The 22,380-nt window shown below is 39.9% G+C and carries 22 protein-coding genes; 6 read left to right on the top strand and 16 right to left on the bottom strand.

Annotation, left to right across the window (positions count from 1 at the left end; all coding sequences use genetic code 11):
* Positions 1 to 13: 13 nt before the first annotated feature.
* Positions 14 to 1,294 carry a hypothetical protein gene (locus AN34_RS12545; RefSeq protein WP_029285925.1) on the top strand — a complete coding sequence of 427 codons (1,281 nt, stop codon included), beginning with the start codon at positions 14 to 16 and terminating at the stop codon, positions 1,292 to 1,294.
* A 104-nt stretch (positions 1,295 to 1,398) separates the two neighbouring features.
* On the opposite strand, the gene AN34_RS12540 is transcribed toward AN34_RS12545, so the two are convergent.
* The 7 genes from AN34_RS12540 to fumC all read right to left on the bottom strand — a co-directional run bounded on the left by AN34_RS12540 (position 1,399) and on the right by fumC (position 9,817).
* Entirely contained in the window at positions 1,399 to 1,857 is a 459-nt protein-coding gene (locus AN34_RS12540) for a hypothetical protein (RefSeq protein ID WP_029285922.1), read from the bottom strand.
* Positions 1,858 to 2,369: 512 nt separating this feature from the next.
* Positions 2,370 to 3,116: a succinate dehydrogenase/fumarate reductase iron-sulfur subunit gene (locus AN34_RS12535; RefSeq protein ID WP_029285920.1), complete on the bottom strand. Its 747-nt coding sequence runs from the start codon at positions 3,114 to 3,116 to the stop codon at positions 2,370 to 2,372.
* An 18-nt stretch (positions 3,117 to 3,134) separates the two neighbouring features.
* Positions 3,135 to 5,045, bottom strand: a complete 1,911-nt coding sequence (locus tag AN34_RS12530; RefSeq protein WP_029285918.1) for a fumarate reductase/succinate dehydrogenase flavoprotein subunit — start codon at positions 5,043 to 5,045, stop codon at positions 3,135 to 3,137.
* Complete coding sequence (locus AN34_RS12525; protein ID WP_036677138.1) at positions 5,042 to 5,710, bottom strand: succinate dehydrogenase cytochrome b subunit; 669 nt, start codon at positions 5,708 to 5,710, stop codon at positions 5,042 to 5,044. The genes AN34_RS12530 and AN34_RS12525 overlap by 4 nt, the downstream gene beginning before the upstream one ends.
* Positions 5,711 to 5,747: 37 nt before the next feature.
* Entirely contained in the window at positions 5,748 to 7,178 is a 1,431-nt protein-coding gene (locus tag AN34_RS12520; protein ID WP_029285914.1) for an anion permease, read from the bottom strand.
* Positions 7,179 to 7,187: 9 nt separating this feature from the next.
* Positions 7,188 to 8,339, bottom strand: a complete 1,152-nt coding sequence (locus AN34_RS12515; protein ID WP_051666509.1) for a porin — start codon at positions 8,337 to 8,339, stop codon at positions 7,188 to 7,190.
* Positions 8,340 to 8,383: 44 nt separating this feature from the next.
* Positions 8,384 to 9,817 (bottom strand): class II fumarate hydratase, encoded by a 1,434-nt coding sequence (gene fumC / locus AN34_RS12510; protein ID WP_051666507.1) that lies wholly within the window; start codon positions 9,815 to 9,817, stop codon positions 8,384 to 8,386.
* A gap of 169 nt (positions 9,818 to 9,986) precedes the next feature.
* Here fumC and AN34_RS12505 point away from each other — a divergent pair, with 169 nt between their 5' ends.
* Entirely contained in the window at positions 9,987 to 10,382 is a 396-nt protein-coding gene (locus tag AN34_RS12505; RefSeq protein WP_029285907.1) for a hypothetical protein, read from the top strand.
* On the opposite strand, the gene AN34_RS12500 is transcribed toward AN34_RS12505, so the two are convergent.
* The 4 genes from AN34_RS12500 to AN34_RS21660 form a co-directional block, all read right to left on the bottom strand.
* On the bottom strand, positions 10,359 to 11,900 hold the full coding sequence (locus tag AN34_RS12500) for a L,D-transpeptidase family protein (RefSeq protein ID WP_051666505.1): 1,542 nt from the start codon (positions 11,898 to 11,900) through the stop codon (positions 10,359 to 10,361). The two genes, AN34_RS12505 and AN34_RS12500, sit on opposite strands and share 24 nt — an antisense overlap.
* A 109-nt stretch (positions 11,901 to 12,009) precedes the next feature.
* Positions 12,010 to 12,822 (bottom strand): hypothetical protein, encoded by an 813-nt coding sequence (locus AN34_RS12495; protein ID WP_029285903.1) that lies wholly within the window; start codon positions 12,820 to 12,822, stop codon positions 12,010 to 12,012.
* Positions 12,823 to 12,973: 151 nt separating this feature from the next.
* Entirely contained in the window at positions 12,974 to 13,348 is a 375-nt protein-coding gene (locus tag AN34_RS12490) for a BON domain-containing protein (RefSeq protein ID WP_197285515.1), read from the bottom strand.
* 81 nt (positions 13,349 to 13,429) lie between these two features.
* Entirely contained in the window at positions 13,430 to 13,579 is a 150-nt protein-coding gene (locus AN34_RS21660; protein ID WP_157263301.1) for a hypothetical protein, read from the bottom strand.
* A 406-nt stretch (positions 13,580 to 13,985) separates the two neighbouring features.
* On the opposite strand from AN34_RS21660, the gene AN34_RS12485 reads away from it, so the two are divergent.
* From AN34_RS12485 to AN34_RS12480, 4 genes are read left to right on the top strand one after another with little or no spacing between them, the layout of a single operon-like run.
* Positions 13,986 to 14,897: a PAS domain S-box protein gene (locus AN34_RS12485; protein ID WP_369818090.1), complete on the top strand. Its 912-nt coding sequence runs from the start codon at positions 13,986 to 13,988 to the stop codon at positions 14,895 to 14,897.
* Positions 14,869 to 15,186 carry a sensor histidine kinase gene (locus tag AN34_RS22125; RefSeq protein ID WP_369818092.1) on the top strand — a complete coding sequence of 106 codons (318 nt, stop codon included), beginning with the start codon at positions 14,869 to 14,871 and terminating at the stop codon, positions 15,184 to 15,186. Before AN34_RS12485 ends, AN34_RS22125 begins: the two co-directional genes overlap by 29 nt.
* The gene (locus AN34_RS22120) at positions 15,179 to 15,484 is read left to right on the top strand and encodes a response regulator transcription factor (protein WP_369818089.1); all 306 of its coding nucleotides are present in this window, start codon (positions 15,179 to 15,181) and stop codon (positions 15,482 to 15,484) included. The genes AN34_RS22125 and AN34_RS22120 overlap by 8 nt, the downstream gene beginning before the upstream one ends.
* 3 nt (positions 15,485 to 15,487) lie before the next feature.
* Positions 15,488 to 16,231 carry a Crp/Fnr family transcriptional regulator gene (locus AN34_RS12480; protein WP_369818088.1) on the top strand — a complete coding sequence of 248 codons (744 nt, stop codon included), beginning with the start codon at positions 15,488 to 15,490 and terminating at the stop codon, positions 16,229 to 16,231.
* Between the two features lie 78 nt (positions 16,232 to 16,309).
* Here AN34_RS12480 and AN34_RS12475 read toward each other — a convergent pair whose 3' ends face one another.
* The 5 genes from AN34_RS12475 to AN34_RS12455 form a co-directional block, all read right to left on the bottom strand.
* Complete coding sequence (locus AN34_RS12475; protein ID WP_051666503.1) at positions 16,310 to 18,127, bottom strand: hypothetical protein; 1,818 nt, start codon at positions 18,125 to 18,127, stop codon at positions 16,310 to 16,312.
* Between the two features lie 15 nt (positions 18,128 to 18,142).
* Positions 18,143 to 19,492, bottom strand: coding sequence for a PKD domain-containing protein (locus AN34_RS12470; RefSeq protein ID WP_029285896.1), 1,350 nt, complete (start codon positions 19,490 to 19,492; stop codon positions 18,143 to 18,145).
* An 83-nt stretch (positions 19,493 to 19,575) separates the two neighbouring features.
* On the bottom strand, positions 19,576 to 19,989 hold the full coding sequence (locus AN34_RS12465; RefSeq protein ID WP_029285894.1) for a hypothetical protein: 414 nt from the start codon (positions 19,987 to 19,989) through the stop codon (positions 19,576 to 19,578).
* Between the two features lie 38 nt (positions 19,990 to 20,027).
* On the bottom strand, positions 20,028 to 21,212 hold the full coding sequence (gene porV / locus AN34_RS12460; protein WP_029285892.1) for a type IX secretion system outer membrane channel protein PorV: 1,185 nt from the start codon (positions 21,210 to 21,212) through the stop codon (positions 20,028 to 20,030).
* Positions 21,213 to 21,770: 558 nt separating this feature from the next.
* Positions 21,771 to 22,376 (bottom strand): hypothetical protein, encoded by a 606-nt coding sequence (locus tag AN34_RS12455; protein ID WP_157263300.1) that lies wholly within the window; start codon positions 22,374 to 22,376, stop codon positions 21,771 to 21,773.
* Positions 22,377 to 22,380 lie beyond the last annotated feature (4 nt).

Raw genomic sequence — 22,380 nt, 5'->3', positions numbered from 1 at the left:
AATTAATTTTGAAATGAAAGCAGTGTTAGTATTACCCGAAGCAAACAGACAAGGAAACCTGCTATGGATGCCCCCTTACTTATATCCTACTTACGATTTGGATGAAGGGATCAACCGCCTTAAAGAAAATGGGTACTTTGTCGAAGTTATTGAAGACGGTTTTGGTCTGGCTTTCCACTGCGAGCATACATTTGATGAGGTGAAATTCAACTTTGAAGTTACCTTCCCCTGGATCAATATAACTGCTTATCAAAAGGAAGAGGAAATTGATTTTCAAACTGCCATTTTTGATTATTGCTTGATTGTCCTTCCAATCTCCAGGTTGTCAATTTCCAGTTCCATTATCAGCGAAACGGTATGTCTTTTTCCTGCTGGTGAGTTCCAGGTGGAGCAGATCAATATTCAAACATTGGATGGCAAAGATTTTCTGTCTAAGAATACCAAAACGCTCAGGGACCATGTTACCAATATAACGGAGGTATCTCCGGAAGTATTCGCCAACCTACCACTGCTTGTATTTACCAAAAAGCTTTCCTTTGAAAGCTATGGTAAGCTTACACAGCAAGAGGATAGTCACCTGATAAAAGAATGCGCCAATTATGCAGACCGGATGATGGATTTATTAAGATATTACAATGGTGATTATCATTTACCGGAAGCCCTTCCTGCAAAACCAGGTGTTTGGTCTGACCGCTATTCGGCTATGCTTTGCTATTTCCCTGGTCAGAAATTTGGTAATGTCCAGGCGAGAGAAGTAGAGTTGAAGGCCTTTTCAAAAGGCATTGGCATGGATGCTACAATAACAGATCAATTAGGCTTTCGTCTGTTGCTTGGCAATGAATACAACGAATTACAGAATATTGCCAAACATGCTTTAAAATTACACTCCGCAATTCAGGAATCCGATAATGAAACCATGAAATTTGCCCATATCATGGTTCTGTTTGATTACATTGGAGATCCGTTCAGCTTTGGGAGATTTCAAGACCTTAAAGAAAAGTTCATACCCTGTTTAACTACTGATAAAGCGAAATATGAAGAACTGACGGAACGATTCAAAGAACTTACAGGAGGCGAAGGAAAACACAATCCTGGATTAAGAACAAAGATTGTCCACATGGGAAAGAGCATTGAAGAGCTGATCCCTATCCATGCTGAGCGGGAGAAACTTTTTAAAGAATTGCACAATCATATTTATGCGTTGATCCGCCACATAATCTACAGTCCTGCCAAAACATGGACAGAATATGATATAGAGCGCAAGGCATTAAGAAAGCTTATTTTTTCGGTTTAATCTGATTACGAAACGCTTTATCTCTTCAACAAATCGTTATTATAAGGATTATACATTTTATTCTAATTGATGATATAACTTGATGAGAATTTAGGTTTCAAGGTCTAATCTTGATGTAGTTCCTTAAAAATTTGAATTATAGCCTCTGCTGTAGCCCGATCAAAGTAGGGCCTTTCAGTGAGCTTATCACTTCCTCCTACCAAAGTAAATCGAAGTGGAGGTGTGTTATAATTTAAAAAGTCCAGCAATACAACAAATACTTCTATTTCTTTAATTATCATTTGCTCATAGTGCTTCGGTATCGGCGTGTAACCATCACTGAATAATTCATGGCTGTTAATTTCCCATTTATAATTATACTTATTTAGTGAGCCATAAAAGTCCCCTTCTGTCTCCAAATCTAGCCTTATTATTACATGTCCATATCTATCAGCACTTGGTTTAAATATTTTACTCTCCCCAACTATCGGTAACAGTGAGACATTTGAAGGTTTTTTTAAAATGTCCTTAATTTGTTTGTACATCTCTATATTATAGGATAATGGCGAAATAGCTTTTCTCATTTACGAAGGTTTTGCATGATTAGCACTTGGGTCAAAAGTATTTGGTTAAATTCATATTGAGATTTAAATTTAAAAGTAACAATACTGGTTGTATTTAGCATGATATCATTATAGTCTCTTACAATTTGAATTAATCTTAACTGCCTTTTGCAGGTCAATTTGAAGTGAACATTGCTGCTAAAATGGGCTCATCGTAAAAATAGAATTATTATTTCTTTAATATTAATTAGACAACATGAATCTACCAAATATACGTAACTAACCATGGTTTCAAAATTTTAAGAACCGTAAAAATTGTCATATCATTTGATTTTATAGGAGAATAGTTGTATATTTAGATGTAGCAATTGCAGCTAAAACGTATTAAAAAAATAGTGAGTAATTCAATGAGTAGAATTACAAAACAGCCTAAAATACTATTTAAACGCAGATTTTAGCACTAGGTGCAAATCCCAGCGGGATCACAGAAAGCCTCACAGAAATGTGCGGCTTTTTTTGTCCAATGTCCCCTCCTATTTTCTGAGTATCAAAGCCTTATTGTACTGATAATTCATCCTACCAATATGCAGTACTGAAATTTCCTGGGGGCATTCTACCTCACAGGCTTCTGTATTGGAGCAGTGGCCAAAACCTTCGGCATCCATTTGGCTTACCATTTTGATTACCCTGTCTGCTGCTTCCAGCTTTCCCTGTGGCAATAGTATCAGGTGAGAAATTTTGGCAGAGGTAAACAGTGCCGCACTTGAATTTTTACAGGTAGCTACACAGGCACCGCAACCGATACAGGCTGCCGCATCAAATGCAGCTTCAGTTGTTTCATGGGCAATGGGAATGCTATTGGATTCTGGTGCCTGACCAGTGGAGGCCGAGATATATCCTCCCGATTGGATGATGTGATCAAAACCAGAGCGATCGATTTTCAGATCGCGAAGCACAGGAAAAGCAGCAGCCCTAAAAGGCTCGATATAAACCGTTTCGCCATCTTTAAAACTCCTCATGTGCAGCTGGCAGGTGGTTGTTCCACTTAAAGGACCGTGCGCCCGGCCGTTGATCATCATTCCGCATGCTCCGCAAATCCCTTCGCCGCAATCGTGATCAAATTCAATTACCCTTTCCCCTTTTTGGATCAGCCGTTCATTCAGCAGATCGAGCATTTCTAAAAAGGACATGTGTTCGGAAATGCCTTCAACCACATAGCTTACCATATCACCCTTAGATGCTCTGTTTTCCTGGCGCCACACTTTCAAATATAATTTCATAATCAATCTAATCAATACTTATTTATAACTTCTTACAATCAGTTTCACGGTATCGAAAACCAGTGGCTCCTTATGCAGTTCAGGTTGCTCCCCTTCACCTTTCCATTCCCAGGCAGATACATAGCAGAAATCTTCGTCATTCCGAACGGCTTCGCCATCGGCAGTTTGATATTCTTCTCTAAAATGCGCACCGCATGATTCTTCCCTTTGCAAGGCATCATAACACATCAGCTCACCCAGTTTCAGAAAATCGGAAACCCTTCCTGCCTTTTCAAGTTCGGAGTTTACCTGGTCATCACCGGTAATTTTCAATTCATAGTCAAATGACCTTTTAAGTGCTTTGATTTCGACAATGGCTTGTTCTAAACTTTCTTTTGTTCTGGATAGTCCACATTTATCATAGAGCAGCTTGCCAAGGGTTTTATGAAAATGATCGGCAGAGATACGTCCTTTCAGGTTTAAAAACCTTTCCAATTGCTCACGGACAACCTTTTCTGCTTCGGCAAATGCCGGATGATCAGTGGTTACCTTTTCTGCCTTTATCTCTCCGGAAAGGTAATTGGGAATGGTATATGGCGCAATAAAATAACCATCTACGCATGATTGAAGCAGTGAATTGGCACCAAGGCGGTTCGCTCCATGATCAGAAAAATTGGCTTCTCCTAAAGCAAATAGCCCGGGTATGGTGGTCATCAGGTTATAATCTACCCAAAGCCCACCCATGGTAAAATGGGCTGCCGGAGAAATTAGCATGGGTTCTTTATACGCATCTACGCCGTTAATTTTATCGTACATCCGAAAAAGGTTGCCATATTTCTCTTCAATTTTAGCTAAGCTCTGCTCTTTAATGGCTTTTGAAAAATCGAGGCAAACGGCATTTTTCATCGGGCCAACACCACAACCTGCATCGATCCTTTCTTTGGCTGCCCTGGAAGAAATATCCCTTGGCGAAAGGTTTCCGAAAGTAGGATAACGTCTTTCCAGGTAATAATCTCTTTCCTCCTCGGGTATATCATTCAGCACCCTGTCGTCTCCCGCTTTTTTAGGCACCCAGATTCGGCCATCATTCCGGAGGGATTCAGACATTAGGGTGAGTTTAGACTGGGTTTCTCCAATTTGTGGCAAACAGGTGGGGTGAAACTGAATCCAGCTTACACCAGACATTAATGCACCCTTTTTATGCGCCCGCCAAATGGCTGAAGTATTGCAGCCCATGGCGAGGGTAGAGAGGTAATATACCTTTCCATAGCCGCCAGTTGCCAGTACCACAGCATTGGCTGAATGCCGTTCAATTTCGCCGGTTTCGAGGTTGCGGGCAATGATGCCACGTGCCTTTCCATCCACCATCACCAGATCTAGCATTTCATGGCGGGTATAGGTTTTTACTTTACCTGCCGAAACCTGCCGCATTAATGCCTGGTAAGCACCAATCATAAGCTGCTGCCCGGTTTGACCGCGTGCATAAAAAGTTCGTGATACCTGAACCCCTCCAAAAGAACGGTTATTTAAATATCCGCCATACTCCCTGGCAAAAGGAACGCCTTGCGCCACGGCCTGATCAATCAAGGCCAGGGAGCATTCTGCCAGGCGGTACACATTGGCTTCACGCGAGCGGAAATCGCCACCTTTAATAGTATCGTAAAACATCCGGTATACACTGTCGCCATCATTTTTATAATTTTTGGCTGCATTTACTCCACCCTGGGCGGCCACCGAGTGTGCCCTCCTTGCTGAATCCTGAAAACAGAAGGATTTTATATTGTAGCCCTGTTCTGCCAGTGTAGCAGCACAAGACGAACCTGCAAGTCCGGTTCCCACCACAATAACATCCAGTTTTTTTCGGTTGGCAGGATTGATGAGTTTTGAGCTATCCTTGTAATTGCTCCATTTTTCTGCAAGATTTCCCTCAGGAATTTTAGCGTCTATCATTGAGAATTAAAATTAAAATATACATAAAGGGGAATCAGCATAAAACCAAAGGTGATCAGCAGCGAATATGCCCATCCAAAAACACGCATGACTTTGGCATATTTGGGGTGATAAAGCCCCAGCGTTCTAGAAGCACTGAAAAAACCGTGCAGGAGGTGTAACCCAAGGGCGATGAAAGAAAGTTCATAAAGGATAACATACCAGCCCTGCTGAAATGAGCTGATGACAATGGAGTAAAGATCTTTATTTCCTTTTGCATCCAACGGAAGATGGCCAAATTTGTACACATACCAGTAATCTTTAAAGTGGATGACCAGAAAAATGAGGATAATGGTACCCAGTATACCCATATTCCGGCTGTTCCATGAACTGACCTGGCCACGTTTATCATAAACATATTGGCTACCCTGCGCTTTAATATTTAACCGCGTAAGGATTAGTGCATATACGGCATGTGCTATGATGGAGAGGTATAGTACATAGGAAATGATCTTGATCAGGATGTTTCCGGATAGTAAATGGGAATACCAGTTGAACTGTTCTCTTGCAATAGCAGGTGGCGATAGCAACTGGAGATTCCCCAGTAAGTGAATGATGAGAAAGAAGCAGAGGAAAAGCCCCGTAGTAGCCATCACCAGTTTATACATTAATGTTGTTTGTTTCATAGTTGATTTGTTTTCAAAAATTTAGAAAGGTATTTGCCTACCAAAGGCCGATCACTTTCCACCACATCCCACCCACGATAAACCAAACCAACAGGAAGAGTACACTCATGAAAAAACCTTGTTTCCACCAGTCTTTCAGATCTACATAAGTACTCCCGAAAAATATTGGTGCCGGGCCGTGGCCATAGTGGGTAAGCGATCCCATCAGTGATGCGCAGGCCCCTAAAAAGATAGCAAGCATGGTTCCCGGTACACCAACGGCAATACCCACCGCCAGGAACACCGAGTACATGGCTGCAACCTGTGCGGTGGCACTGGCAAACATATAGTGGCAATAAGCGTACACCAGAATGATGACCGGAAAAGCTAATTGCCAGCTTAAATGTGCCATCTGGCTACCTACCAGTTGTCCAAACCAGCCAATAAAACCTAAGGAGTTCAGGAAAGAGCCCATCATTACCAATGATGAAAACCATACAATGGTATCCCAGGCCCCTTTTTCAGATTTTACATCTTCCCAGGTGAGTACGCCACATAGAAGCAGGATACAAAGGCCAATCAATGCGCCAGTGGTAGCATCGATGGCAAATAAGTTTCCAAAAATCCAGAGTACGAGCAAAATAATAAAGGTGGCGACCATCAACCATTCTTTAATGGTAATCGGCCCCATTTCTTTTAATTGTTTGGCTGCAATGGCAGGTGCTTCTTTGGTTTCTTTTAATTCTGGCGGAAAAACTTTATACAGGAATATGGGAACCAGCAGAAAGCAAACCAATCCCGGAACAAGTGCTGCTATGGCCCAGCTTCCCCAGGTGATGGTTACACCCAAATCTTTTGCAAATTTCTGTGCCATGGGATTACTGGCAGTGGCGGTTAAAAACATCACCGACGTAATCATGTTTGCATTATAACTACTTAGGGTTAGAAATGCGCCAATTTTCCGGTGTGTTTCGGCTTTTTCAGGAATCGATCCCATGTTCACCGCAATGGATTTCATAATTGGAAAGATTACCCCTCCTGCCCTTGCGGTATTACTTGGAATGGCTGGAGCGAGAATAAGATCGGCAGTGTTTAGCCCGTAAGCTAATCCTAGCGGGCTTTTGCCAAAAACTTTAATGAAACTGTAAGCAATTCTCGTTCCCAAACCCGTTTTGATAAATCCCCTGGCAATAAAGAAAGCAAGACCAATTAACCAGATGGTTGAATTACCAAAGCCACTTAATGCATTGAGGATGGATTTGGTTGGATCGCCGGGGGCGAGTACTTGTGTAGCAGCACAAAGGGTAATCCCAATAATTGCCATAGTACCCATAGATGCGGCTTTAGAAATAATCCCCACTATGGTAGCCACAAAAATGGCAAGCAAATGCCAGGCGTTGGGCTTTACTCCATTGGGCACCGGAATAAACCAGATGACTACACCAACAACAAGGGTGATGATGAGTGATTTAAAATTGATCTCTTTCATAATATTTTTTTAAAAGCGTATTTGTAACTGAACATAGCCCAGATTGTGGTTGTAGGTGGTGCTTAAGGGAATTTCATTTTTAAATTTGTCGATGGCTACGCCCAGTTGTACAGCTGCATAAAAATCATCGGCAAAAATCAGCGAGACATTTGGAATAAGGGTTTGGCGGGGATTGCTGGCTAGCTTATAGTTTTCATCGAAATATTCATACCTGCAAGAAAATTCTACAGCCCGCAATCGCCTGCTTTCGTGATTGTAACGAAGGGTTGGAAAAAAATAAAATCCCTGCATCTGGTATTCATCAAGATCTGGACGGATAAGCTGCTTATCTGCATTATAGGCTAGAAAATTTGCTCCCCTTTTGTATTCGGCCATGAGTAACAAGTCGAACTTTAGAGAAAGCGGAATCTTTGCAGTTGCATCCGCACCATAGGCCTGGCCAATGCCACTACTTGCCTGGCTACCTGACCCTGCATTTATACCGATGGTAAAGTCTTTTAAAAAGTCGGCTTCCAATCGTCCGTAAAGATTCTTGGTATTGTTGTCGTCAGCAGACTGGTTCTTATTGTTTCCATTATAAGCACCTGCAAAATAGCGGAGCTTACCTCCGGGTATTACATTACCCAAAATGGAGAGACCAGTCTGAAAACTCTGCCAGCCATTTTTTCCAAAAGCATAGTATTGATTTGAAAAATCGAGCGTTCGGATGATATCCACTGCCATTGCATCTTCAATTCCAAAAAAGGGCCGGAACTGGCCTGCCTGAATATGAAAATACGGATTGAGCGAATATTTGATGTAGGCGTTTTCCAGTACTTTATTGGTCGGATCGCTATTAAATTCAGCGAGGTTAGCCAGGATATTGGCCGAGAAATGATCGTTGATATCGCCTTTTAACATTACCCTTGCCCGTTTTACGAGAAAAGTATTGGAGATGGCTTTCGACGTTGACGGATCAAAGTTTTTGCCGTTGATATCTACATTTTTATCTAAAGCGAGTACATACCGGGTTTGCAGCACTCCTGCAAATGTGAGCTTTCTTTTATAGGCGGAGTAGTTTTTAATCGTATCGGTGAGCCTGGTACGGTCTTTCTGTTGCGAACTGGCAAAAAACGGGCTGCCGAAGAAACATGTGATCAAAAATAAATAGCAGTATTTCACGATGTGATGGAGTTAGGTATGATTTATATAGTTTAAAAAAAAAGCTATTTGATACTTCCGATCATATCTTCAGGACGGACCCACTCATCAAACTGCTGATTGGTTACCAGACCCAAACTGATGGCAGCTTCTCTTAATGATTGATTGTTTTTAAGTGCTGCTTTGGCAATTTTTTCCGAATTATCGTATCCAATATGTGGGTTTAATGCCGTTACAAGCATGAGGGAAGTTTCCAGGTGTTTTTTAATCCCATCATAATTGGGTTCAATGCCCATGGCGCAGTTTTCATTAAATGAGCAGCAGGCATCGCCAATTAACCTGGCCGACTGCAGAAAATTAGCCGCCATAACGGGTTTAAATACATTGAGCTGAAATTGTCCGTTTGATCCGGCCATGGTAATGGCTACATCATTCCCCATTACCTGGGCTGCAACCATGGTTACAGCTTCATTTTGGGTAGGGTTTACTTTACCGGGCATAATGGAAGAGCCTGGCTCATTTTCTGGCAGGTGAATTTCACCAATACTACATCTCGGCCCGGAAGCTAACATGCGGATATTGTTTGCAATATGCATCAGCGAAACGGCAATCTGTTTTAATGCACCATGGCTTTCTACAATGGCATCATGAGCAGAAAGGGCTTCGAATTTATTCTCTGCCGTACGGAATGGAAAGCCCGTAAACTCAGCAATGTATTTGGCAACCAGCACATCATACCCTGACGGCGTATTCATTCCCGTACCTACCGCTGTGCCACCCAATGCCAGTTCAGAAAGGTGATCTAAGGTGTGGTACAAGGCTTTCAATCCGTGATCCAACTGAGAAACATAACCGGAAATTTCCTGGCCGAGTGTTAGTGGCGTGGCATCCATTAAGTGGGTACGGCCAATCTTCACCACATTCATAAAGTCATCAGACTTAACCCTTAAGGTGTCTCTCAACTTTTCCAGCCCCGGAATGGTCACATCTACCAGCATTTTATAGGCTGCAATATGCATAGCCGTTGGAAAGGTATCATTTGAAGACTGCGATTTATTTACATCATCGTTAGGGTGAACATATGGCATGCCTTTCCCCATTTCATTCCCCTGCAGCACATGAATCCGGTTGGAAATGACTTCATTGGCATTCATATTCGACTGCGTTCCAGAGCCGGTTTGCCAGATCACCAATGGAAATGCTCCATAAAGCTGTCCATCTATAATTTCATCACAAACTTTTGCAATCAGATCTCTTTTATCTCGTGGCAGTACCTTTAGATCTTTGTTGGCAAAGGCCGCTGCTTTTTTCAAATACCCAAATGCCTCTATAATTTCTTCGGGCATGGATGCTCTCGGGCCGATCTTGAAATTGTTTCTTGAACGCTCCGTTTGCGCACCCCAATAAGCATTTAATGGTACCTGGACATCGCCCATACTATCGTGTTCAGTTCTTGATGCAGCAAGATTTGCAGTATTGATCTCTTTTAGGCCTGGCATATTACTTTATTTAGGATTTATGTAAAGATGGGCAGCTTTCAATGCGTATACCATGATGTTAATCAAGCCAGATCATGATGTGGATCAGCCAGAAATAGCGATAAATAAGTCTAATTTGTATCTTGTGTTTACTCTTTTGGTATCCGCATTTTTTTTAAACAGAATCGTTATGCCTTATTTACAACTTGAAGTGATTAGAAATTATCCCTACGCCACGAAAAAACTCCTGGCTAAGCGCATTGGCGAAACTTATTCCAGCATCATGAAAGCTGATGCGAACCGAATTACCGTAAGCATCAGTGAACTGGGAGAAGGCGCAATCTGGAGGTGTGGTGATGGAGAACCCATGCCTGCTGCAATTATGATGTGCGACATTCGCCAGGGCCGTGATGCCCATACCAGAACGGCACTTTCCAGGGCCTTAATTGATATGTGCAATGAGGTGCTAGGACTGGAGACTGGCCAGCTTAACATCGAATTTACACAGCACAGCGGGGATGAAATGTATCATCAGCGCCTGGGAAGCTTTAGTTCAGAGTGGTCACCAGATGAAGGCTCTTTGTAATGAAGGAACTGAATTTAGCGCTTTCAAACTGATCCGCAAATCAGAGGCGAGTAGCCTTGGAGCGCCAAACATGGCCATTTCCAATGCCCGATCCCGGGCGTAAAAATCATTATAAATTACCAGCTGGCTATCAATCATTTCACATGTAATGTAATTTATGCATAATGGCAATGGGGTTTTGAGTACAAAATCCTTTTTTTGATCGGTTGCTAATGCTTTTCGCATGATGGGTATTTGGGCTGTGCTGCCATCTGCAGATAAAATAAGTGAAGCCAGCCTTTCTATTTTTTCAACCGAGATAGATCCGTGACTCAATGCCCTTTTTTCAGATAGGAACAATTTGGGCTGTGGGGTATCATGCAACAAAACCAGAGCGGGATTGTTAAATCTAAATACTAGTTTGCCCATTGCATCATCACATCCGGTTGATTGCCTTGCAAAGTAATTCTTTGGGTGCGCTTTAATATAATGTAGCTTTTTAGCACTCACTGCAACATAGTTCCCTCTTGCATCATAGATGGCGAAATGATTGTTCTCCAGATAATTTTCATCTTTGATTGCTTTAGGCAATAATTCATTAACGAAAATAGTATAAGGTATTTTCCGTTCAGGAGCGGTAGTAAAATGTGTAATGGAACTTTCTAAATTAGGTGTTGGTGATGAGGCTTTACCTACTATGGTTCTGAATATATATACCGAGTCTGCAACATATAGCCTGGCGATTTGTGCGGGAATGTTGATCATTAAAGATGGCCCAGGCTTATTAGCGTTCCAACGCAAACGTTCCATATTGATCGTCATCGTCCGAACGCTTTTTTCAGGGAACTCATAGCTGTCTTCCAGGTATTGTCCCCGAACCAGGTGCAGGTATTTTTGCAGGTCGGCGTATGCTTTACTGATGGGTTGAACGCTGGAGATTTCATTGTAAAAATCTTTGCTTTCCATGAGTTGAGCTAATTTAAGAACGGCATTAAATTCTTCTATATCGCCTTCATCAACTTTGGCAGGAGTTAATGAAATATTAAACTTCCCGTAATGCAAGTGGTTCATAAAGGTGATCATCGCATCAGTCATTAATACATCAAAGATTGCCCTTTGCCCGTCGCTAAGCATATCAGGTTGCTCAGCGAGCACTTCAATCTGGTTATAAACAAGTTCATTGGAATGAAAATCCTGACGTTTCAAACCATATTGTGAAATACAATCCAGGATCAGCATGGCTGGTGCCAGCTGTCTGTTATGATTAAGCTTAGTTACCCATGATAGCCGATAAGATGTAGCCTTGTAAAATCTTTCCACTGATTTAGGATAGTTAAGCATATTCTTACATTCCAATAGCTGCGCTTTTGTTTCTTGAGAAATTAACGCTTCTACTTTTTCACCCTTCTTGGTAAAAGATATTACTGGGTTTTGTGCAAACACATTTAACGATACATGTACAAACAAGCAGACTAACCAAATGATAAATATTATCCTTTTATATTTTGGCTGATGATTGGATTTAAGGTAACTTTTCATTTGTAGTGATTGAGAAGGAGATGATATTAAAAGGAATTAAACCGGCATAGCTTTTCGCATGTGTTTTTGATATTCCTGATTAAATTAGATGACTAAATTGGTGCGTAAATTATGAGGGAAATATGAGTAGTGGAACGGGCTGGTATAGTGAGCACTTATCTTTGAAATATTGTTGCGTAATGAAATTAAAATGAAAATGCTGGTCAACCAGCACCAAAAGGTCAGCTTTCATTTCACTCACTACAACTTCCAGGGTATCGGTAGGTTTGCCTTGATCCAGCATATTTAGAAAAAGCTTCTCATAACCTATATGGCAACTCACTTCTTCATTAAATACTTCCTCTGCCTGATTGATGTCCATTAGGGGAAGACCACTGGCTGAGGCGTGTGCGATAACCAGACTGGCATCCCAACAGGCGGCCAGGTGCGCTAAAAACTTTACTGTGCACATGCCGCAGAAACGCAGGTCGGTTAGATACACGATCCTTTTAAATTCATTTTCAGACCAGGAAGAAGGAATGATGAGTAGCGGTACATGAATTTTATGCAACAAGTTATTAATGGCCAGATTTACATTGAGCAAAGCCTGGGGCAAAAATTCATCCAAACCCTTTACCACCATCAAAATCTCGTTTTCGCAGGCGAGCTTATACAAGTCTTCGCTTTCACAAGAAAGGGTTAACTCCTGAATCAGGGGTTTGAATCCTGGATGGATCATTTTTCTTTCCAAAAAATTCTTCGTCAGTTTAGCATCGACCGCTGGAAGTGTTTCTGTCCATCCATACTCTGCTGTAGTTAATTTTAGCACGGGTATATCAGCCAGAATAATATTTACCTCTAAATGTTGTGCCAAAATAAGTGCAAATACGGCAGCATGTTCTGCTTCTGTGCTCTGATCGTTAATGATGACAATGGATTTCATTTGATATTGGTTTAGCTATACGTTGATCATAAAGATCGGTATAGCTTGCAGCGAATGAAATGATGGCAATCACCTTATTAATTGCGGTTGGTCATGATCATAGCGTTTGGCAGAAAATCAAAGATCTTATCACCCACCTATTATTCACTTTTTACCACATTTCGTTGCATTTCCTTTCGATGTGAAAATCCGGCCGCAGGGGACCAATGAGATTCATAGGCTGGTTCGTATCATTTTTAAATAAACACTTACCATCCAAAACCAGGTTTATCCCCATGTAAACGACCAGGTTGCTCTTAAATAAAAACCTGACATCTATTTTCTGCATAACCTCTTTTACCCCTTTAACAGATTTGGCAGCATGTTCTGCAGCAAACTTTTTGGCGTAACTATCCACTGAACCTTTAAGGGTAACAAGACCATTCTCTACCACAATTTCTATTTTCTCTACATCAATAAGCGCATCATCATGAATGGCTGCTCTAACCTCCTGCTCTAATTTTTTATCTCTATTTTTCATCATCATTTCCATTATTATTGAGCTAAATACGCTCCTTCTTAACATCATATTTACTTTTATTTAGTGTACAAATAGCAAACAAAACAATTATCTGGCTCCTTTATATTTCCAGTTTTTGATTTCCGCGTTAAACATCAACGGGTTGGCTTGTAAATAAATCTGACCTGCAGATAAGTAATTTACCGCTTGCCAATATTGGCGTATTTTATCAGTTACTGCTTCTGAAATTTCTTGCATGGTATTTTGAATTAAGCATTAAAACAGGCACGCTGCGATAAGCTTGATGGATAATTATTCTAATGTTTTTAAATAGATCTTAAAATAAAGAGCAGCATCTTCATTAATACAAACTGCCTATCAAATCATTGTACCAATTTAAGCCCGGTATGATGGTTAAATATCCTCAACTATTTTTAGGATGGAAATGATGGTGATCACTTATAATAGAGATGTTAATCTTGTAAAGGAAACCATAGCAGATAAATCACCAAATTGATGATGCTCATCATAACGAGCAAACTATTTTACATTTTGAAAGACAAATTACAGTGCTGATATTATTCGACGGAATAAATTCAAACAATCTGCTTTAGGGAGGGTTCTACTAAAGCAGCTATAACATTTGACTGTTAATCAATAAATTATGGAAAATGCCGTATTGCTAAAAGCAATTATTGACAATGCAATAGACGGATTAATTACCATTAATGACCGGGGAGTAGTAGAATCAATTAATCCTTCTGCCTGCCGTTTATTTGACTATACTGCAGCGGAGGTAATTGGACAAAATGTATCCATTTTAATGCCCCAGCCAGACATGTCCAGACATAACCTCTACCTTAATGAATATAAAAAAACAGGCGAAGCCAATATCATCGGAATTGGCAGAGAACTCATTGGAATGAAAAAATGTGGGCGTTATTTCCCATTTCGTCTGGGGGTGAGCGAAGTAAAATATTCAGGCAGGATTGTTTATGCTGGCTTCATTCATGATTTGACCAAAGAAAAGGAGGCTGAACGGAAATTGCAGGATTATGCCGCACAGCTGGAAATTCTGGTTGAAGAAAGAACCCATTCATTAAGGATGAGTGTTGGTGTGTTACAGCAAACACAGGATGAGCTGAACCACTCCTTATACAAAGAAAAAGAACTTGGGCAGCTTAAAAGTCGGTTTGTTTCCATTGCTTCTCACGAATTTAGAACGCCTTTGAGTATGGTTCAGTTATCGGCTTCATTAATTAACCGGTATGCCGAAACTCATGATAGAGAAAATATAGGAAAGCATGTTGGTAAAATCAAAGATGCGGTACTGAATATTACTGCCATTCTTAATGACTTTTTATCTTTAGAGAAACTGGATTCGGGAATGGTGAAGCCCTCGATCAGCGATTTCAATCTATTTGATATGGCGGCGGAAATTACAAATGAGATGCAGGTGGCCTTAAGAGGAAAACAAAAGATTATCTTGAAACACAGGGGTAATAATCTAAAGATCAGACTTGATCAAAATCTTCTAAAAAAATTGCATTATTATTCTGATCGACAATGCCATTAAATATTCCGGTGAAGAGAGTCAGATTCAGTTTTATACCAAAATAAATGACCATAATTGTACCATCAGAATATGCGATGATGGAATTGGTATTCCGGAGAATGATCAAAAACATCTTTTCGAGGCCTTTTTCAGGGCACATAACACGGGCAACATCTCAGGAAACGGATTGGGCTTAAGCATCCTATCCAGATATACAGGCTTAATGGATGGGCATGTCAGTTTTAAAAGCAGGGTAAACAGGGGAACAATATTTACATTGACTTTTCCACAAACATATAAACATGAATAAAAAGGTATTGATTATTGAAGATCACGATGAAATCCGCGGGAATCTGGCTGAAATTCTTGAAATGGCCTGTTATGATGTTTACATGGCAGAAAATGGTAAAATCGGTGTGGATTTAGCCATTTTCCATAAACCAGACATCATCCTTTGTGATATTATGATGCCAGAGCTTGATGGTTATGGCGTTTTATATATGCTTAACAGGCACGAGGAAACAATTGGTATTCCATTTATTTTTTTAACTGCCAAAGCAGAACATGCAGATCTTAGAAAGGGCATGGAGCTCGGCGCAGATGACTAACTGATGAAACCTTTTGATGATATGGAATTGCTTAATGCCATTGATATCCGTTTAAGAAAAAAGGCCGCAAATGATCTATCTCACCAGAAAAAAACTGAGGAGTTTAAGGTCCTGGTTGAGAAAACAGATGGTCTTGCTGAGTTTAATAAGATAATTGAAGGAAAAAAAAGCCGGGATTTTAGAAAGAACCAGGTGATCTATTACGAAGATGACCATGGAAAAGGCTTGTATCTGGTTACAGAGGGAAGGGTTAAAACCATTAAACTTGCAGAGGATGGCAGAGAGCTGATGACGGGTATTTATGGTCAGGGCGATTATTTGGGAATTAATGCGGTGTTGAGTAACAGTTGTTACGCTGATACCGCAACAGCTTTAGAAGATAGTAGAATATGCCTCATCCCGTTGGAGCAAATGGAAACCATACTAAATTTATATCCTGAAGTGGCCAGAAAATTTATTCATATCCTCTCCAAAGATAATAGAGCAAAGGAAGACCAGCTTTTGGAGCTGGCATATCACTCTGTAAGAAAGAAAATGGCGGGCACATTGCTCCGCCTCTACGGCCAAAGAAAAGTAGATGACAATTTAATCCATATTTCCAGAGAAGATCTTGCCGCAATGGCATGCATGTCCACTGAAACGGTAAGCCGAACCTTATCTGATTTTAAGGATGAGCAGCTTATAGACAGAATCGGGACAAAAATTACCGTTATCAACCATGAAGGACTTTCCAAAATGAAAAATTAAGAATTTTACTGTACGGCGGTGTTCCTGATGATCATAAACCTTCAGTTTATTTATTGGAATTCTGCTGTTAAATCTTATTTATTTAAAACTATAACCGTACCCTAGCGTAGTCGTTAAATCATTTGTTTTTCCTTTCAATTGCATATTTCTGTTCTGGTTCATCAAACTAAAATTGAGGTTATGCTTCTTCAATAGTACATAAGATGCATTAGCCCTGATATTCAGCACACTGCTCTGCCTTACCCCTAGCGAATTGCTCAGGTTATAAGAGGTAGAAAAACTTGTATTCAATGTCTTTTTCAACAGTTTTGCATTAACTGAAAGTGTAGGGCCCATAGTTAAGAAATCATTTTTGCCAATGGTGTTATAACTGGTATTATAGGCTAATGTAATTCCAATTCCTTGTTTGATCAATACTACATTATAAGCGGCGGCCAGATTATAAAATTGTGAAGCATTTCCATTGGCCACAACCCCACCCTGCTGGTCTGTAGCATCCTGAAAACTCATGTTCAGATTTAGGGCCTGGGTTTGCTTTTCATTCTTTTGGGTCATCCAGTTAATATTTGCATTGGCATTTTGCGAAATCTGCACATAATTAAGGGTGTCGATATTCTGGAATTGAGATGCCTGATTAATATAATCGAACTGCGGCCTCATATTCATATAGGTTTGAAAATTAGAATAACTTACCGTGGTTTGTATCTTCTCATTTGGATTGTAGCCTAAATTTGCAGATCCGACAAAACGTCTGGTACCTGATGCTTTGCTATGGTCAAGATCATCGCGCTGGAAACCAACATTAACCGCAATATTTGCCTTATCCTTTAAAAATACCTGCGACATATTTACCGTTATATTCTCCAAATCACTGTTAAAGTAATAGGCACCTAAGGTTTCATATCCTGGATCAACCCGCTCATAGCCCACACCCAGCGTACTTTTTTGATAAGTATAATTCATTTGTGTTTTAAAGGCATTATAATATACAGTAGAGCCATTTACGCTTGAAAACCGGCTTAAAAAGGTATTCGCTCTATTGTGCCTCGTAGTTGTATCACGAAGATCTTTAGTCATACTGCTTGTAGCAAATTCTGTAGAAAGTTCTAAACCTTTTATAGGTTTAACTTTCGCCTCCCAACTCATTACCAGGTTTTGTTGGGGATATATCATCAGACTATCTGGCTTATTGGACAATGAATTTAATTCATCTTCAGCTTTAAACATGGTTAGCCCCAGCATATACTTTGCTTTTTCATAACCAACCTTTGCACCATACCCCATTCTTTTGTATCCGGGCTGAGTATAATTAACCAATGGATTATATTCAATAGCTTTATTCAATCTACCATACATTGCACTTAATTTCCATGGCCCATCTGGGGTGAGATCAAAACCTATTCCTCTAAATTGATGACCATTTAAGGTATAAGGTGAAAATGTCATTGCCACATCTCCAATATGCGCTGATATCCACTTATATGTGGGATTTAAACTTAACCGGTTAGGCAAGGTAGGATAACTGAAGCCGTGCCCGCTATTGGTCAGGTTAAATGAAAAGGGCAGATTGATCTGTCCGAATAGATTGGCATTCACATTTCCTTGTAAAAAATAGGTAAATGGATCACGTGTGGTGGGGCCATCTCCGGCAAACATTACACTATTGGCATTTATACCACCATTAATCCGTACAGGCTTTGCATTACCTATCCCCTTTAAACTTTCTAAATTGATATTCTGTGCTTTCAGGCTGAAAGCTGAAAACAAAAACACCAGGGAGAGCAATACCTTAAACCCAAAAGTAGAAAAAACAGGGTGCTTGTAGTTATTCAATTTAATACCTAAAGTGATGTTCTTCCCTTTTGGCCTTAAATAATTGTTTAAAATTTTTATCATAGCGCATTTATAGATTTAAGGCGTTTTTTGCACTTTAATATCCACCACGATATAAGATTGGGTAGCGTTGGATACATATTGTTTGATTTTGATGGCTCCCTTTCTTCCATCAGTAGTTTGGTACAGAATAATTCTTGGTATAGCGGTATTGGTAAATTGTTTCTTACCCGCAGCGGAGGGATTAACGGTATAATTCTGAAAGGTAGACCCATTGGTGATGGCATCAAAATCGGAACTGCTCATTATATTGCCACAACCACAGTTTTCCTGTGTGTTGATAACCTTGCTGTTCATTGCCTGTGGTATGGCATTAAAGGTATATGCTGATGCAGAATCTGGTGAAAGGAATTTATTGTAGTTGAAATTCTGGTTTAAACCAAAGTAAAGTACATCTATATATTTTCCATCGGTGGAAAGATCATCACCAGCTTTAAAGGTTTTACGTAAACTCGTAGAAAAGAAACTACCAATAGTACTATGAGCGGTATTTACCCCTAATTTCACATCAGTAAAAGTTCTTAAATTTTTATTTGGCAGTACCACGATGGTCTGTGTAACCTGTTTACTTTCTTTCCCATTCCCTGCCGTAAGTGTAACTGTATAGGTACCTGCGTGATCAAAATGTATGTTTGGATTTTCAGCTGTTGAATGATCGATCGTTCCTCCTGAAGTTGTCCAGGTATAGGTTAAACCGCTAACCGTTGCATTTTGTAAGGTTGCGTTTAAGGGTGCCTCGTTATCATTATCTTCAAACGATGGAACAATATTAAAAGATGGCGAAAGTGAAGCTGCTACATGGATTTTTTTTGTTCTGGAAAATGTTGATCTTCCATTGGTAACCGTAAGGACAATGTTGTGGTAACCTGTATCTACAAAATTAACCAAGGGTGGCTGCTGTACATTGGCGGTTGCGGGTGTTCCACCTTCAAAAATCCAGCTATAAGTACTTGCACCGATCGTTTTGTTATTCAGTTTGACTTTTACTGGAGAAAATTCATTGGTTTGGATAATCGGGTCAAAATCTACGGTTACTGCACTATCCAATTGCAAACTGATTTCTTTAACACTTTCATTATCTTCATTCCATGCCCGGAGTTTTACTTTATAAGTACCAGCATGGTCGAACTGTACAATCCCAGGGTCTTTTTTATTAGAAACATTTGGACTACCGCCCTCAAAAGTCCATTCGTAGTTTTGTGCACCCGTTGTGGTATTTACAAAACTTACCTTAACAGGAACCGTGAAATTTTGATTGATGATCTCGTAATTGAACCCTGCTTTGGCTTCGGTAATGGTTTCTTTTTTACAGCCAACAAATAATGTGTAGCAGATCAGTAGAAATATAATGTAATGATTTATCTTCATGGTTTATTGAGCGCTTAACGTTGTTTTAAATTAAATATTAAAAGAATGCATCCGTCAAATCGACCGCAATGCATTCTTTTAATTTACTTTGTAAGGTTATAGGTATCTTCTGTATAACTGATGTCATCTTTAAGAAGCTGTTTAAAATACAGTTTAAGATTATGGTCTTCCAATTTTTGGATCGAAAACATCATATCACCTATAAGAATCTGAGTATCACTTTCAATTGTATAATCCATAACTTCTTCAGGATTTGTACCTTGCTTGATGTAGACCTTACCATTTGCTCTGAAGTCAAAATAATCAGCAGAATTACCATGGTAGGTTGTAGTTAATTTTTCAGCAGGTGGTACATATTCCGTATTTGTTGAAGTTTCAATACCCCATTTGGCTTGGATTTTTTGTGCTGTTGTTTGTACAACAACCTCATCCTTTTTACAGCTTACTAAACTGAATAGGGCAACGAACATCATAATTGTGCTTTTGATTGTTTTCATTTTGTTTTCTGATTTTTAATTGATTATTATTTAATTGATTAGTTTTTCTTCATTTTATCTTCAGCACCAAAGCTGGCCTGCAGGCTGAACCGCAAAGTATTTGCCATGGGACTTTTTTGCGTACTGCCTACCAGGTAGGCAAAGTCTATTTTAAAAACATTGTATTTAAAACCGGCACCCAGGGTTAGATACCTGCTGTTTCCCTTATCTGGATTTTGGTAGTTATAACCAGCCCGTAAGGCAAATTTTTCCTGATAACCGTACTCAATTCCGGTTGAAACACCTATTTCCTTAAATTCTTCTCCAATTCCTCCAGGTGCATCGCCGAATGAGCCAAAAATACCTGCCGGAACTGAACGGTTCGGATCGGCCCCTTTTGATATTTTTCCGTTCCCGTCATAAACAGGCTGGGTTGGAGCCATGAGTTTGTTCAGATCTATCGCAATGATAAACCTGTTGCCATTGCCCGGTATCAAAGTAGCCGCTGTACCTAACTTAAAATTGGCCGGTAGAAAATAAGCTGCGCCACCAGTATTGTAACTGACCTTGGTACCAATATTAGAAAGGTTTATTCCGGCAGACCATATTGCAGATTGGCCAAAAAGCTCCGTTTCTTTTTTATATAGTGCCGAAACATCGGCGGCAATAGCTTTGCCTGCCTGTACTTGCGATCCGGTGGCAAACTGCCCACTATATAGATTACTATAGATAAAACGAAGCGTGCTGCCCATTGCAAAATCTGGCCCAAAACTTCGGGTATAACTTACATCAAAGGCGAGCTCATTTGGGTTGTAGGTACCCAAATTTTGAAAATAGTTATCCGTAAACTGTACACTCCCCAAAGAAAAGTACCGAAAGGAAGCGGCAATGGTATTTCTGTCATCCAAACGGAGATAACCACTCAGGTAAGCCAGGCTCATATCGGGTACTAAACTTTTTAACCAGGGGCTATAAGATACCGAAGCTCCTGAACTGCCGACAGACAAAAACGCAAGAGCCGAAACGTTCAAAGCTGAAGCATTTGCATCCGCATCAACCGCTACCCCAGCATTGCCCATGGCGCCGGCTCTGGCCTGAGGTACAATAGAAAGGAAAGGAACCGCTGTTACAATATTGTTCTGCCTGCTCCCATCCGTCTGTATGCCTGAAATGGTTTGAGCACAAAGGGGCACCACCGCTAAAAGCAGTGCCATTAATATTAATCCGTTTTTTTTACTATTCATTAATCCCTTTAGCATTTAAACAGCGTCTGCTGTGTTTACCTATAAGCTTAGGGATGTTTGCTTTTACAGGTTATTGTTATTCCATTGCTTTTGGGATGTGCAATGATTTTATTTTTTGACCAAACATATAGGGGAAGTTTCGTCCTTTTTACAATCAGGGATGATTGTTTATTTCTTAAATTTTATGCAATTGCCTCTGTATTAATTTTGTCTTAATAGAGCTTACCCTCAGGTTTAAGTGTTCCAAAGGACCACTTAAATCCCTCTTGAAAACCCAGGTCTCCAGACCGCAATAGCTTTCTGCATTAAATTATTTCAAAGAACGACCACTCATTAGTGGTTCTATTTTTATGGCTTTGTCAATGCTTTATTCACTGACAAAGTCTTCGGTTTCAATCTGGGTTTAAGTGACCGCTGAAAGAGCGAACACTTAAACCAGTGGGGTCTCCAGACCGAAATACCTTGCTGTATAAAATTATTTCAAAGAACGCCTACCTTTTGTGGTTCTGTATTTCATTTGTTTAGTCTGTGCTTTATTCCCAGACAAAGTCTTCGGTTTCAATCTGGATTTAAGTGACCGCTGAAAAAGCGAACACTTAAACCAGTTGGGGGATTATTGCACAGCTTATAAATCAATGCCTTTGAAAGTACTCCCTCATTAATATAATTCTGTACTTCCATTTGTGGTACAGTATCCAAAAATTTATCCACCACTCGTAAATCACTCCATTTTTCAAAAAAAGGCTCTGCTACTTCCTCAGTATATTGCTTTAAATCATTCATTAACTCTAAAAAATCTTGTTCGGTTGCTATCGTTTTTGGATAGCTAGGGTTTAAGTTTATCTCAAATAATTCGGGTTCTAACTTGTTTAATGATGATGTTACCATAAGCTCATCATCAGCCCCTCCAATTAGTCCATTCTTTCTTAATATTGGCGTTACAACATTCTCTATTTCCAAAATAGTAATCAATGTAAAAAAATCTTCAACTTTAAAATCATCGTATATAATTACTCCGAATTCCTTTATTATTGTGTCATTTCTTTCATTTTTTTCAATTACGATAGTATTCCTTTGACCAATGGCAACTTCGAAACCGAAAGGTAATATTCCATTTCTTAGCTCTCTTTTAATAATCTCTAAAACTTCTGCTTGTTTCATCATTCTT

The sequence above is a fragment of the Pedobacter sp. R20-19 genome, assembly GCF_000708265.2.
Classification (GTDB): domain Bacteria; phylum Bacteroidota; class Bacteroidia; order Sphingobacteriales; family Sphingobacteriaceae; genus Pedobacter.
The sequence above is the reverse complement of the archived record's forward strand: the minus strand, read 5'-3'. Positions and strand labels throughout refer to the sequence as shown.

Bases quoted from the DNA above. Each gene is read 5' to 3' on its own strand.
- AN34_RS12545 (WP_029285925.1), top strand. From the start codon at position 14: ATGAAAGCAGTGTTAGTATTACCCGAAGCAAACAGACAAGGAAACCTG.
- AN34_RS12540 (WP_029285922.1), bottom strand. From the start codon at position 1,857: ATGAGAAAAGCTATTTCGCCATTATCCTATAATATAGAGATGTACAAA.
- AN34_RS12535 (WP_029285920.1), bottom strand. From the start codon at position 3,116: ATGAAATTATATTTGAAAGTGTGGCGCCAGGAAAACAGAGCATCTAAG.
- AN34_RS12530 (WP_029285918.1), bottom strand. From the start codon at position 5,045: ATGATAGACGCTAAAATTCCTGAGGGAAATCTTGCAGAAAAATGGAGC.
- AN34_RS12525 (WP_036677138.1), bottom strand. From the start codon at position 5,710: ATGAAACAAACAACATTAATGTATAAACTGGTGATGGCTACTACGGGG.
- AN34_RS12520 (WP_029285914.1), bottom strand. From the start codon at position 7,178: ATGAAAGAGATCAATTTTAAATCACTCATCATCACCCTTGTTGTTGGT.
- fumC (WP_051666507.1), bottom strand. From the start codon at position 9,817: ATGCCAGGCCTAAAAGAGATCAATACTGCAAATCTTGCTGCATCAAGA.
- AN34_RS12505 (WP_029285907.1), top strand. From the start codon at position 9,987: ATGCCTTATTTACAACTTGAAGTGATTAGAAATTATCCCTACGCCACG.
- AN34_RS12500 (WP_051666505.1), bottom strand. From the start codon at position 11,900: ATGAAAAGTTACCTTAAATCCAATCATCAGCCAAAATATAAAAGGATA.
- AN34_RS12495 (WP_029285903.1), bottom strand. From the start codon at position 12,822: ATGAAATCCATTGTCATCATTAACGATCAGAGCACAGAAGCAGAACAT.
- AN34_RS12490 (WP_197285515.1), bottom strand. From the start codon at position 13,348: ATGATGATGAAAAATAGAGATAAAAAATTAGAGCAGGAGGTTAGAGCA.
- AN34_RS21660 (WP_157263301.1), bottom strand. From the start codon at position 13,579: ATGCAAGAAATTTCAGAAGCAGTAACTGATAAAATACGCCAATATTGG.
- AN34_RS12485 (WP_369818090.1), top strand. From the start codon at position 13,986: ATGGAAAATGCCGTATTGCTAAAAGCAATTATTGACAATGCAATAGAC.
- AN34_RS22120 (WP_369818089.1), top strand. From the start codon at position 15,179: ATGAATAAAAAGGTATTGATTATTGAAGATCACGATGAAATCCGCGGG.
- AN34_RS12480 (WP_369818088.1), top strand. From the start codon at position 15,488: ATGAAACCTTTTGATGATATGGAATTGCTTAATGCCATTGATATCCGT.
- AN34_RS12475 (WP_051666503.1), bottom strand. From the start codon at position 18,127: ATGATAAAAATTTTAAACAATTATTTAAGGCCAAAAGGGAAGAACATC.
- AN34_RS12470 (WP_029285896.1), bottom strand. From the start codon at position 19,492: ATGAAGATAAATCATTACATTATATTTCTACTGATCTGCTACACATTA.
- AN34_RS12465 (WP_029285894.1), bottom strand. From the start codon at position 19,989: ATGAAAACAATCAAAAGCACAATTATGATGTTCGTTGCCCTATTCAGT.
- porV (WP_029285892.1), bottom strand. From the start codon at position 21,212: ATGAATAGTAAAAAAAACGGATTAATATTAATGGCACTGCTTTTAGCG.
- AN34_RS12455 (WP_157263300.1), bottom strand. From the start codon at position 22,376: ATGATGAAACAAGCAGAAGTTTTAGAGATTATTAAAAGAGAGCTAAGA.